The sequence below is a fragment of the Flavobacterium sp. 123 genome (genome assembly GCF_003634825.1).
GTDB lineage: Bacteria > Bacteroidota > Bacteroidia > Flavobacteriales > Flavobacteriaceae > Flavobacterium.
In genome coordinates, this window is record NZ_RBXD01000001.1 from 1,731,970 (window position 1) to 1,745,376 (window position 13,407).

Below are 13,407 nucleotides of genomic sequence, written 5' to 3' on the forward strand. Positions count from 1 at the left end.
AAAATGAAAAATATAACGAAATCAATAATTGCTTTATTTGCGGTACTTGCTTTGTCTTGTAGCGTAGAAGATGTACAAGATAGACCAGTAATTCAAGGTATAGATACTCCAGAATTAGTAGCTCCAGAAAGTGATAAATCATTTGTTTTACTTGAAGATAATGCTAATGATGTTGCAGAGCGTTTTGTTTGGTCAGCAGCAACTTACGGTGGAGATGTGGAGATAGGATACAAACTTTTAATTGATGTTAAAGGTGGAGATTTCTCTAACGCAATTGAATTGGGAGGTACTTCAGGTGCTACTCAAATTGAGGTTACTGTGAAAACATTAAACCAAGCTATTATTGCATTAGGTGGTACACCAGAAGAAATAGGTTCTTATGATATTAAAGTGCAATCAAGCTTGAATGGAATTCAAACAATGATTTCAGCAAATCCATTATCTATTCTTGTAACTGCATATACAGGATTAATTCCTTATCCATTTACTGATTGGTATTTAGTAGGAGATGCTACTGCTGCAGGTTGGGATACAAACAACCATAACCAACCTTTATTTAGAAGTGGTTCAAATGCAAATGAATATAAATTTACTGGATTCTTTAAAGCAGGTTCTTTCAAATTAGTTTCAACTCTTGGACAATGGGCTCCAATGTATGGTAAAGGTGATGCGGGTACTATTGTGTTCAGAGGTACAGATGCAGATGCAGATCCAGCTACTTTCAGTATTCCTACAGATGGCTACTATTCTTTCACAATGAATACGGAAGCATTAACTTATACTTTAGTTGCTTATGATGCTTCTTCAGCTGCTGATTACACAACAGTTGGTATCATTGGAAGTAGTACTCCACTTGGTTGGGATGGTTCAACTGCATTGACTCAATCTACATTTAACACACACCTTTGGTCTCTAGATTTGTTAGCATTAAACGATGGTGAAGCTAAATTTAGAGCAAACAACAGTTGGGATGTAAACTGGGGTACAGCTTCAGCATTCTCAGGTGTTGCAACTCAAGGTGGTGCAAATATTCCTGTAACAAAATCAAAATATAGAATTTACTTTAATGATTTAGATGGAAGCTATTTATTGATTCCTAATCAACAATAATAATTTTGTAATACTTAAAAGGGCTATCTTCGTATAGCCCTTTTTTTATCTAATTTAATTAATAGTAAACTATGAAGAAAATTACTCTTTTATTTCTATTGATATCTTCAATAGGTTTTGCACAATTTACAACTACACCTTCGCCAGCAATTGCAAGTGGTATGGTTACTCTTAATTTCAATAAGACTGGAACGCCCTTAGCTAATTATACTGGAACAATTTATGCTCACATTGGCTTAACAGTTGGTGGTACTAGATGGCAGAATGTAAAAGGTAATTGGGGTGATAATTCACTACAACCTGCATTAACATTAGTTTCTGGTACAACTTATAAGTTAGATCTTACACCTGATTTGTATACTTATTTTGGGATTTCTAATACAAGTTCTGTAACTGAAATTTGCGTAGTTTTAAGGAGTGCGGATGGGAATACTCAAACAGCAGATACTTTTTTTAATGTTGGTGCTTTTCAAACAACATTAACAGCTCCAGTACAAAATAGCTCAACTATTATTACTTCAGGACAAAATTTTGCAATAACAGCAACAAACACAAATGGTAACGCTGCTTATAATCTTTTGGCAAATGGAGTTAGCATAAATACAGCTACAACATCCTCTTATAGTTTTACAGATTCAAATGTGACTACAAATAAAAATTACGAACTTCAAATTACACAATCAGGAACTACAATAGTTAAAAAATTCAGTGTAATTGTTAATCCAGGAATAGTTTCTCAAACAATGCCTACTGGTTTAGTTGATGGAATTAATTATAATGCTGCGGATGCAACCAAGGCCACTTTAGTTCTGGATGCTCCCTTAAAAGATTTTGTATACGTAGCGGGAAGTTTCAATGACTGGCAGCCTACTTCGGTTTATTCTATGAAAAAAGATGCTGCTACTGGTAAGTTTTGGTTGGAGTTGACAGGCTTAGTTTCTGGGACAAATTACACCTATCAATATTGGGTTGTTGATGCTACGCCAATATCAGGTACGCCATCATTGGTAAAAACGGCTGATCCCTATTCAACATTAGTATTGTCGCCTTATGACGATCCAACGATCCCATCATTGTCTTATCCTAATCTTCCAGCTTATCCTTCAGGACAGGAAAGAGAAGTTACGGTATTGCAAACAGGACAAACCCCTTATGTATGGTCTAGTGCTACAACTAATTTTGTTAAACCAGAAAAAGAAAAATTAGTAGTTTATGAACTTTTAGTTCGTGATTTTGATGCCAATAGAAATTTTCAGAGTGTAATTGACAGAATCGATTATTTCAAAAATTTGAAAATAAATGCCATTGAATTATTACCAGTAATGGAGTTTGAAGGAAATGAAAGTTGGGGGTATAATACGTCTTTTCACATGGCATTAGATAAATTCTATGGTACTTCAGACAAATTAAAAGAATTGATTGATGTTTGTCATCAAAACGGAATTGCTGTTATTCTGGATGTGGCTTTAAATCATGCTTTTGATAGAAATCCAATGGTTAGAATGTGGATGAACGATCCTGATGGTGACGGATGGGGCGGACCTTCTACTGAAAATCCATATTTTAATACAGTAGCTAAGCATACTTATAGTGTAGGGAATGACTTTAATCATAGTTCTACTTTGACAAAAAACTATGTGAAGCGAGTTGAAAAACAATGGATAGAAGAATATAAAATAGATGGTTTCCGTTGGGATTTAACCAAAGGATTTACACAAAATTCTTCTGCTTCTGATTATACTGGCACTGATGGATATCAACAAGACAGAGTTGATATTTTAAAAGATTATGCTGATTATTCTTGGGGTTTAGACCCAACTCATTATGCTATTTTTGAACATTTAGGTTCAGATGCAGAAGAGCAACAATGGGCGAATTACAGAATTAACGAAACACCAAGTAAAGGTGTTATGATGTGGGGAATAATGAACAGTCAATATAGCGAATTATCAAAAGGGTATGCTGCTAATATTTCTAGAATGAATAGTGCTAGTAGAGGTTTTACTAAAAACAGGTTGATGGGATATGCTGAAAGCCATGATGAAGAGCGCTTAATGTATAGAAATTTAACGGCTGGAAATAGTACTAATGCTTTGCATAATGTTAAGAATCTAAATGTAGCTTTATCACGAATGTCAGCTATTGGAGCGGTTACTTTATTAGTTCCTGGGCCAAAAATGATTTGGCATTTTGGTGATTTAGGGATGGAAAATTCTATCTTTATGTGTACGGATGGAACTGTAAACACTTCAGTAGATGTAACATCTGGGGATTGTAAATTGTCTACAAAACCACAGCCTCAATGGACAGATAATTGGTTAGGTAATTCGGGTAGAAATAAAATTTATTCCGATTGGTCTAAAATGATTGCGATGAAAATAAACGAACCTGTTTTCTCAGGTACTGCAACTATGAATGGTACAAGTTCGTTATATCCAAACATTAAAATCACTAATGCCACTTTGGGCTCAGGTGATCTTAAAGATGTTTTGATTATAGCTAATTTTAATGTGACTACTCAAAATGTACCTACAGGTTTTGTAACCACAGGAACTTGGTATAATTTGTTAGATAATACAACGATTGATGTTACAAATGTGGCAATGACGATGTCACTTTTGCCTGGCGAATTTAGAATTTACGGAAATAAAGTAGCTTCGTTAGCTATTGCAGATTATGAGAAAGCAACAACGATTCGTTTGTATCCTAATCCTGCATCTAGTTATTTTACTTTGAATACAAGCACAACTAAAGTTCAAATTTTTTCTATTACAGGGCAATTGGTAAAAAGCTTTGATGCAAATCAATCTGCATTACACCAATTTGCGGTTAATGATTTAAACAAAGGACTTTACATTGTAAAAGTATATAATGAGAATAATCAAGCTGAGGTTTTAAAGTTTATTAAAAACTAAAATCGAATGCCAAATAAATAGAAAGGCTGTCTGTAAAAAGACGGCTTTTTTTTATGAATAATATTTTTTTACTTCTTTTAGAATTAAAGCAAAAAAAACTGCCCCATTTTCAGGAGCAGTTTCTCTACTACAATTAACAACTAAAAACTAAAAATTATATTTTGCCGTTTTTGATTTCTTCTACAATTTCGGGATTTAGCAAAGTACTAATATCTCCAAAGTTAGAATAATCACCTTCGGCTATTTTACGCAGAATTCTACGCATGATTTTACCAGAACGTGTTTTAGGTAAACCAGAAACAAATTGAATCTTGTCTAATTTAGCAATTGGTCCAATGTGGTCAGAAATATGTTGATTAATCTCTTTACTCAAATTGTCTCTATCACGATATTCACCCGATTCTTTTAGGATTACAAAACCATAAAGTGCATTTCCTTTGATGTCATGAGGGAAACCAACAATTGCTGATTCCGCAACAGCTGGATGCTCATTAATAGCATCTTCAATAGGAGCGGTTCCTAAATTGTGCCCAGAAACAATGACTACGTCGTCCACACGACCTGTAATTCTGTAATATCCAACTTCATCACGTAAAGCCCCATCACCTGTAAAATATTTGCCAGGGAAAGCACTAAAGTAAGTTTCTTTATACCGTTGATGATCGCCCCATATGGTTCTAGCAATACCAGGCCAAGGGTATTTAATACACAAACTTCCAGTGACTTGATTGCCTTCTATTTCGTTGCGTTTTTCGTCCATTAATACGGGTTGTATTCCCGGTAATGGCAAAGAAGCATAGGTTGGTTTTGTAGGTGTTATAAAAGCCAGTGGCGAGATCATAATTCCTCCAGTTTCCGTTTGCCACCAAGTATCAACTACGGGACATTTTTTGCCACCAACATGGTCATTATACCAGTGCCAAGCTTCTTCATTAATAGGCTCTCCTACAGAACCAATTACTTTAAGCGATTGCAATGGGTATTTTTGTACGTATTCTAAATTTTCTTTTGCCAATGCACGAATGGCAGTTGGAGCGGTATAGAACTGAGTAACTTTATGTTTTTCGATGGTTTCCCAAAAGCGACTGAAGTCAGGATAAGAAGGAACGCCTTCAAAAATTACTGTTGTAGCTCCGTTCAATAAAGGTCCGTAAAGGATGTAAGAGTGTCCAGTAATCCAACCAATATCAGCAGTACACCAAAAAATGTCGTTTTCTTCATAACTAAAAACATTTTTGAAAGTATAAGCGGTGTACACCATATATCCTGCTGTGGTGTGAACCATTCCTTTTGGTTTTCCTGTAGAACCTGAAGTATAAAGAATAAATAAAGGATCTTCAGCATCCATAATTTCCGCCACATTGTTATTCAGAGCTTGGTCTAAAAGAGGTTGCAACCATTGGTCACGACCTTCTTTCATTTTTACGTCAGTATGGGTTCTTTTGGCGACTAAAACTTTTGTCACAGACGGACATTTTTCTAATGCATCATCAACTATTCCTTTTAAATCAATGGATTTGTTTCCACGATATCCACCATCCGAAGTAATGATCATTTTACATTCGCTGTCATTTATTCTTGCCGCTACAGCTGATGCAGAAAATCCTGCAAAAACAACCGAATGTATGGCTCCAATTCTCGCACAAGCTAATACTGAAACAGCTAATTCTGGAATCATAGGTAGATAAATACAGACTCTATCACCTTTTTTGATGCCTTGTTCTCGTAATACATTTGCCATTTTAGAAACACGCTCGTATAATTCATTATATGAAATGTGCAACGCTTCTTCATTCGGGTCATTCGGCTCAAAAATAATAGCTGTTTTATCTCCTTTTTTGGCAAGATGTCTGTCAATACAGTTTTTAGTAATATTTACTTTGGCATTGGTAAACCATTTTATTTCGGCTTCAGCCATATTAAAATCGATTACTTTATCCCATTGCTGATACCAAGTGAAGTTTTCGGATGCAATTCGATCCCAGAATTTTCTAGGCTCACGGACTGATTTTTTGTAATGTTTGAAATACTCTTCTAGATTTTCTATTTTGTAATAACTCATTGCTCTTTTTATTAATTCGTTGATAGGTTAATTTGTATTTATAATGTAGATTCTATTTGTAACAACCAATTTGGTATTTTGTGAGTACCTCAATGATTTCATCAACAATAGCTTCGTCATCGATTGTTGACGGAATTTGGAATTCTTCTCCATCGGCAATGCTTCGCATTAATTTTCGTAAAATTTTGCCAGAACGTGTTTTTGGTAAACGATTTACAATTACTACGTTTCGTAAGGATGCTACGGCACCAATTTGCTGACGAACTAGTTTTACAATTTCTTGTTCTAATTGATAATGTTCTATTTCTTCGCCATGTTTGGTAACCACTAATGCGAGTGGAGTTTGTCCTTTTAAGTCGTCATGAATTCCTATTACGGCACATTCAGCAACGGCATGATGTGAGGCAACGATTTCTTCCATTTCAGCAGTCGAAAGGCGGTGTCCAGCTACATTTATTACGTCGTCAACTCGACCTGTGATATAAATGTAATCTTCATCATCTTTAAATCCACCATCGCCAGAGAAATAATACCCAGGGAATTTGTTCAAATATCCAGCCTGAAATCTCGGATTGTCTTTCCATAAATCCAATAAAGTTCCTGGAGGCAATGGCAATTTTAGTACTACATAGCCTTCTTCGTTAGGTCCTAATTCGGTTCCGTTTTCACCAAAAATTTTAATATCAAATCCACAAACAGCTTTCCCTACTGATCCCGGTTTTATAGGCAAATATTCTACTCCCATCATATTGGCAATCATTGGCCAGCCAGATTCTGTTTGCCACCAGTGGTCAATTGCGGGAACAGGAATGTGCTCCTGGTACCATTCTAATGTAGCAACATCACAACGTTCCCCTGCAAGAAATTGTGTTTTTAAGGAGCTTAAATTATATTCTTTTATGAAGTCCCCATTTGGATCTTCTTTTTTGATAGCTCTAATAGCGGTAGGAGCAGTGAACATGATGTTAACTTTATGCTCATCAATCATTCTCCAAAAAGTACTTGCATCTGGAGTTTTGATAGGTTTTCCTTCAAAAATAATAGTAGTATTTCTATTGATTAATGGTCCGTAAACAATATAACTATGCCCTACAACCCATCCTACATCTGAAGCGGCCCAAAAAACATCGCCTTCTTTTGCATTGTATATATGCTTCATCGAGAACTTAAGTGCAACGGCATAACCTCCGCTATCTCTAACAATTCCTTTTGGTTTGCCAGTTGTTCCTGAAGTATACAAAACGTATAAGGGATGTGTTGCGTTCAAAGGTACACAAGGCGCTTCTTCAGAGCCATAAACTAAGGCGTCATAATCAACATCATATTTTTTGAAAGGAACTCTTGCTCCTAATTTTCGGTTGAAAACGATTACTTTTTTTGGTTTGTGATTCGCTAATTCAATAGCTTCGTCAACCAAAGGTTTATATGCAATCAGTCGATCAATTTCGATGCCAGATGAAGCGGTTATAATCGCTCTTGGTTTGCAATCATCTATTCTGATGGCTAATTCATGTGGAGCAAATCCTCCAAAAACAACCGAATGCGTTACACCAATTCTTGCGCAAGCTAACATTGCAAAAGCGGCTTGCGGAATCATAGGCATATAAATAACGGCAGTGTCTCCTTTTTTCAAACCTAAAGATTGCATTCCTCCAGCAAGTTTTGCTACTTCCGTTTTAACTTCCGAAAAAGTATATTTTTTTATGTTTTGAGTTACTGGCGAATCATAAATCATGGCTACTTGATCTCCATAACCGTCTTGTATGTGTTTGTCCAAAGCCAAATAACAAACATTTAATTCTCCATCTTTATACCAAAGTGGGTATCCGTTTTCATCATTAGATAAAATAGTATTTGGCTTATTGTACCATTCAATTGTATCAGCTTGGGCTGCCCAGAATTCTTCAGGCTGATTGATACTGTCTGTATATATTTCTTTGTAATTCATTTTGTGCTTATTTGGAATTTACTGTAATAATTCTTGAACTTGTTCTACTAGTTTTTTTGTTGAAAAGGGCTTGACGACATAGAGATCAGCTCCTAGTGAAATTCCTTTTTCAATGTCTTTTTCCTTGTTTTTTGCCGAAAGGAAAATGACTTTACAGTTTTGTAATCGTTCTTCTTTTTTTATTTGTTCCAAAGTGGCAAAACCATCAACCATTGGCATCATAACATCAAGAATTATAATATCCGGAAGTTGATTTTTCAGAATGTCAAGCGCTTCTTGTCCGTCTCTGGCAATAAAAACTTCAAAATTATTTTTCTTGAAAGTGTACTCTAATGCCATTACAATGTTTGGTTCGTCATCTACAATTAAAATCTTCTTCATCTTTTTACGTGTTTTCTGTTGTATTGTAATTAGGTAAGGTAAAGATGAAAGTTGCTCCATCAGCAACATTATCTTCGGCCCAAATGGTTCCTTTGTGGTGTTCTATAATTTGTTTACAAATCGCTAAGCCCAATCCGCTTCCGATAGGTTTTTTGACATTTTGATTTCTAGATTGATAAAATTTATCAAAGATGGCTTCAAAATCTTCTTTTTTAATTGCTTTGCCGTTGTTGTGAATTTGTACTTCAACATTGTTTTTGTTTTCAATGATTTTTATGGAAATTTCACCTTCGGTTTCAGAACAAAATTTAATCGCATTTGATAATAAATTATGCATCACTTGAATGATTCGTTCCTCGTCATAAAAGGCTTTTATTTCTTTATCGCGGTTAAAATCAATGCTGATTTTTTTGTTTTTAATTAATTGCTTTAACGACTCAAGTGTTTTTTCAATTGTGCTTGTAATGTTATTTCTAGACAGATAAATTTTCTGTTTTCCTGTTTCAAATTTTTCTAAATCCAGAATTTTATCAATCAAACGATTCAAACGATCTGATTCTGAAATTATATTTTGCAAAAACTGTTTTCTTACTTCAGCAGGAATGTCTTCATCGTCATGCAAAATCTCACTTGCAGCCCTAATTGCAGTAATTGGGGTTCTTAACTCATGCGTAACAGTGTCTAGAAATTCATCTTTTTGAATGTCTTTTTGAACTAATTCTTGATTAGCATTTTTTAACTGTTCTGATATTTTCTGCAATTCGGTTGAAGTCTCTGTCAGTTTTTTGTTTACAATAATGTTTTCTTTAGATTCTTCTAGAATTCGCAATACTTCAGGTAAACTGATTTTGTCTTCTTTGACGACACTCGATATTAATATTTTGGCGGAAGCCGTACCAATGTGACCCGTTAATAAATTCTCCGCAAATTTTATAAAGCGAGCATCAGCCGTCGTAACATTTTTATCGATATTGTATTTTAGATTGAAAATACTCAGCGCTCTTTTAGTTCTATCTTCTCCCAGAAAACGCTGTAATACTTTTTGAATATCAGAAACATAAGCCGTTCCTTTCCATACAAATGCATCTTCGTGATTGGTAATGTATTTATCAATATCAACAAACATTTCGGCATAGTTTCGCTCTCTGTAATTTCCTTTGAAACTTACCGAAATAGAGGTGTAGCTAATTACATTAAAAAACAAACTCCAAAAAACGGCATGTGGAATAGGTTGCAAATAATCCAGTCCAAAAAGTTGAAAAGGCTTTAGTAATTCAATTCCCCATGGACCTTCTTGTATAAACAAGCTCGTAGATTTTGTAAGGCCTATAGCATATGGCAACAAAAGGGTGTAAAAGCAAATTAAAAAACCAATAATAATTCCTGTAATTGCTCCTTTGCTGGATCCTCTTCTCCAAAATAATGCGCCGAAAAAAGCGGGGGCTAATTGTGAAATAACCACAAATGAAACTAACCCTATAGAAACTAAAGAGTAGTCAAGAATAAAAATTCGATAGATAGCATAGGCCAAAATGATGAGGGAAAAGATTCCTATTTTTCGACTGATAACAATTCGTTTGCTATTTTTTTTCTGCGATGTGTTTTGGAGAGAACCAATAAATCCATAAGGTATTAACAAGTTGTTACTCAGCATTGTTGCTAAAGCTATAGATGAAACTATTATCATTGATATTGCTGCCGAAAATCCTCCTAGAAATACTAAAACAGTTAGGAAATTATTATTGAAGAATTGCGGAATCAATAGCGAATACGTATCTGAATTAAGTTTTTGTCCTTCAAACAGAATGTTTCCTCCCCAAGCTATTGGGAAAACAAAAATATTGAACAACAATAAATACAATGGGAACAACCACATTGCGGTTCTGATATGAGTTTCTTTATTGTTTTCTACAATTGCAGTGTGGAATTGTCTCGGCAAAAGAAAAACAGCAAACATGGATAAGGTGCATAAAAAGAACCAATTGATTCCGCTTGCAAGATCACCGATGGAGTTTTTTTTGTCAAAATTTTCTAGAACAGCTGCTTTTGTATAGATATCATCAAAGCCATCAAAAACAAAATAGGTTACATAGATTCCGATTATTAGAAAGAAAACTAATTTTAAGATAGATTCCATAGCAACTGCAGTTACAATTCCGCGTCTTTTCTCGGAAGCATCTACATATCGGGTTCCATAATAAGAAGCAAATAAGGCTAAAGCGATGCAAACATAAGTTGTTGTATCTGTAAATATATCAGAACTCGATTGCGTTTTAGTTACAATATGAAAAGTATCAGAAATGGATTTTAGCTGTAAAGAAATATAAGGTAAGATTCCAAAAACACAAATCATGGTAACTAAGGCTCCAAGGAATCTGCTGTTTCCGTATCGTAAAGAAATAAAATCTGCAATACTGGAGATTTTGTTTACTCTAGAAATTCGGATAATTCTCTTGAGAATAATCATCCAAGTAGGAATGATAATTACTGGTCCTAAGTAAATAGGGATGTAGCTTAAACCAGAATCTGCCGCTACCCCAACACTGCCATAATACGTCCATGCCGTGCAATATACCGCTAGCGAAAAGGAATATACATAAGCATTGTTAGTCCATTTAGAATGGATTCTTTTTTCTGCCCAATAGGCAATATAAAAGAGCCCTAACACATAAAGTGCTAAGATTAATAAAAGTCCTGCGCTAGTCATAATATCTTTTTATAATTAAGAAAGTTATGGCTATTGAAAACAACCATGCCGAAAATAAATAGATATATATGATTGGAAAACCAAAAAGCGGTTTTGAACTATCAAATAAAAGCAAAAGCGGAATGTTCAATGCTAATAACATCAGCATTGAGAGAATAACCAACTTTTGTTCATGTCTCTTTTTCATAATAATAAAAATACACAAACGCTGCCAATTTTGACAGCGATTGTATATAGTGTAAGGTTAACTAATTTTTTATTCTTTACTGTCGTAATCACCCATTAGGGAATAGTATCCGAAGATTCCTAAACCGGCAACAATTAATGGAGTAAGTACAAATAGTATAATAATTCCGAAAACTAAATCGTCTTGTTTTCCAGATGCAAATTTTGGTAATCCAAAAGTGAATATACAAAAGTAGGCAGCTGCAAGTGCTAAAGCGATCCATACTAATCCTAAAGCTCTTTTTAATTGATTCATAGCTATATATTTTTAAATGTGATTGTTTTTATCTCTGTTTTTAATGTAAACCATACCCACTACTAAACTCACTGATGCAATAACTATAGGGTACCAAAGTCCTTCTAAATAGAATTCAGATTCACCAGCAGTTTTTGCAGTTGTTACAAAATAAGTTGAGATTGCAGGAAGTAATCCACCGAATATACCGTTACCTACATGGTAAGGTAAAGACATTGATGTGTATCTAATTTTTACAGGGAACATTTCAACTAAGAACGCAGCAATAGGACCGTAAACCATAGTTACAAATATAACTTGAACAAAAATTAAGAATATTAAAGACCATCTTGTGTCAGAAGGGATGTTTTTCACCACAGCAACATTTGGTTTTTCACTGATTCCGTTAATGTGTGATTTGTCTTTAGCTAATCCACTAGTAAATTGGTTCAGCGCTAAAGCTTGAAGTGTATCAACTTTTGCAGGAGCTTCATCTTTTTTAAGATCATTTTTAACTTTAACGGCATTATGAACAATTGCTCCTAATTTGTCTTTGGAATCAAATTTAATCCAAACCTCATTTTTCGCATTTGCTTTACTGTCAAAATCAAGTGATTTAGCTAGGTATAAAGTATCCGTTTTAGTGTAATGAAATTTAGCTTCGTTGCTATATAAAGAGTCTGATTTTTGATCAATGAAAATTCTAGTTTTCACGATGCTAGGATCTGCTTTATCTGCTTCGGTTTTGATAGTTGCTACTGGTCCACCTATTGTTTTACAACTGTCAATTACCATAGTAACGCCACTTTCTTTCATTGCTTTACCATCTGCTAAATGAAACATTTGTCTGTAAATAGGTCTGTATGCAAGAACCGCAATAAGCATACCTGCCATCATGATATATTTTCTACCTAATTTATCACTTAACCAACCAAATACAATAAAAAATGGGGTTCCTAATAACAATGCTATTCCTAATAAGCTATCCACTTGAGAAGAGTCAACAGACATTACTGTTTTCATGAAACTCATCGCGTAGAATTGTCCTGTGTACCAAACTACACCTTGTCCCATTGTTGCTCCAAATAAAGCAAGCAAAACAAATTTTAAATTGTAACGGTGTCCAAAACTTTCTTTTAATGGATTTGTACTTGTTTTTCCTTCTGATTTAGCTTTGGCAAAAACGGGAGATTCATCCATGTTTTTTCTAATCAAATAGGAAACACCTACCATGATGATAGATACCCAGAACGGAACTCTCCATCCCCAAGCATCAAATTCTTCAGGAGTAAGTACATTTCTAGTGGCAAGGATTACCATCAAGGAAATAAATAAACCAACTGTTGCAGTAGTTTGAATCCATGAAGTCCAATATCCTCTTTGTCCTACTGGAGCATGTTCTGCAACATAAGTAGCAGCTCCTCCATATTCTCCACCAAGAGCAAGTCCTTGAAGCATTCTTAAAATTAAAACCAGTAATGGTGCAAAAAATCCAATGGTTTCATAACTCGGAATACAACCTATCAGGAAAGTAGCTCCACCCATTAATAATAAAGTTACCATGAAAGTATATTTTCTACCAATTAAGTCACCTAATCTTCCAAAGAAAAGTGCTCCAAAAGGACGAACTACAAATCCAACCGCAAAGGTTGCTAAGGTTGCTAAAAATGCAGCTGTTGGATTGTCAGCTGGGAAAAATTTAGTTGATATTACTACGGCTAAACTTCCAAAAATATAGAAATCATACCACTCAATCATTGTACCCATTGAGGATGCGGAAATTACTTTCCAAATACCTTTTGTTGATCTGTTACTCATATTTGT

9 protein-coding genes are annotated in these 13,407 nt (G+C 34.7%); 2 read left to right on the plus strand and 7 right to left on the minus strand.

Annotated features, from left to right (window positions below):
- Nucleotides 1–3: 3 nt before the first annotated feature.
- On the plus strand, nt 4–1,110 hold the full coding sequence (locus C8C88_RS07530) for a SusE domain-containing protein (protein ID WP_121337517.1): 1,107 nt from the start codon (nt 4–6) through the stop codon (nt 1,108–1,110).
- A gap of 71 nt (nt 1,111–1,181) precedes the next feature.
- Nucleotides 1,182–4,025, plus strand: a complete 2,844-nt coding sequence (locus C8C88_RS07535; RefSeq protein WP_121337518.1) for an alpha-amylase family glycosyl hydrolase — start codon at nt 1,182–1,184, stop codon at nt 4,023–4,025.
- Nucleotides 4,026–4,179: 154 nt separating this feature from the next.
- Here the strand turns inward: C8C88_RS07535 and acs are convergent, their stop codons facing one another.
- From acs to C8C88_RS12965, 7 genes are all read right to left on the minus strand, one after another.
- Nucleotides 4,180–6,087 carry an acetate--CoA ligase gene (gene acs, locus C8C88_RS07540; protein WP_121337519.1) on the minus strand — a complete coding sequence of 636 codons (1,908 nt, stop codon included), beginning with the start codon at nt 6,085–6,087 and terminating at the stop codon, nt 4,180–4,182.
- A gap of 52 nt (nt 6,088–6,139) precedes the next feature.
- Nucleotides 6,140–8,035: an acetate--CoA ligase gene (locus tag C8C88_RS07545; protein ID WP_121337520.1), complete on the minus strand. Its 1,896-nt coding sequence runs from the start codon at nt 8,033–8,035 to the stop codon at nt 6,140–6,142.
- 18 nt (nt 8,036–8,053) lie between these two features.
- Complete coding sequence (locus C8C88_RS07550) at nt 8,054–8,416, minus strand: response regulator transcription factor (protein WP_121338608.1); 363 nt, start codon at nt 8,414–8,416, stop codon at nt 8,054–8,056.
- 4 nt (nt 8,417–8,420) lie between these two features.
- Entirely contained in the window at nt 8,421–11,123 is a 2,703-nt protein-coding gene (locus C8C88_RS07555) for a sensor histidine kinase (protein WP_121337521.1), read from the minus strand.
- The gene (locus tag C8C88_RS07560; protein ID WP_121337522.1) at nt 11,116–11,310 is read right to left on the minus strand and encodes a hypothetical protein; all 195 of its coding nucleotides are present in this window, start codon (nt 11,308–11,310) and stop codon (nt 11,116–11,118) included. Before C8C88_RS07560 ends, C8C88_RS07555 begins: the two co-directional genes overlap by 8 nt.
- A gap of 69 nt (nt 11,311–11,379) precedes the next feature.
- A complete protein-coding gene (locus tag C8C88_RS07565; protein WP_121337523.1) occupies nt 11,380–11,604 on the minus strand; it encodes a DUF6814 family protein in 225 nt (74 codons plus the stop codon).
- 12 nt (nt 11,605–11,616) lie between these two features.
- Nucleotides 11,617–13,401, minus strand: coding sequence for an MFS transporter (locus C8C88_RS12965; RefSeq protein WP_121337524.1), 1,785 nt, complete (start codon nt 13,399–13,401; stop codon nt 11,617–11,619).
- Nucleotides 13,402–13,407: the final 6 nt, after the last annotated feature.

Coding starts and splice junctions, on each gene's coding strand:
- C8C88_RS07550 (WP_121338608.1), bottom strand. CDS start 8,416: ATGAAGAAGATTTTAATTGTAGATGACGAACCAAACATTGTAATGGCA.
- C8C88_RS12965 (WP_121337524.1), bottom strand. CDS start 13,401: ATGAGTAACAGATCAACAAAAGGTATTTGGAAAGTAATTTCCGCATCC.
- C8C88_RS07560 (WP_121337522.1), bottom strand. CDS start 11,310: ATGAAAAAGAGACATGAACAAAAGTTGGTTATTCTCTCAATGCTGATG.
- C8C88_RS07565 (WP_121337523.1), bottom strand. CDS start 11,604: ATGAATCAATTAAAAAGAGCTTTAGGATTAGTATGGATCGCTTTAGCA.
- C8C88_RS07535 (WP_121337518.1), top strand. CDS start 1,182: ATGAAGAAAATTACTCTTTTATTTCTATTGATATCTTCAATAGGTTTT.
- C8C88_RS07555 (WP_121337521.1), bottom strand. CDS start 11,123: ATGACTAGCGCAGGACTTTTATTAATCTTAGCACTTTATGTGTTAGGG.
- C8C88_RS07545 (WP_121337520.1), bottom strand. CDS start 8,035: ATGAATTACAAAGAAATATATACAGACAGTATCAATCAGCCTGAAGAA.
- C8C88_RS07530 (WP_121337517.1), top strand. CDS start 4: ATGAAAAATATAACGAAATCAATAATTGCTTTATTTGCGGTACTTGCT.
- acs (WP_121337519.1), bottom strand. CDS start 6,087: ATGAGTTATTACAAAATAGAAAATCTAGAAGAGTATTTCAAACATTAC.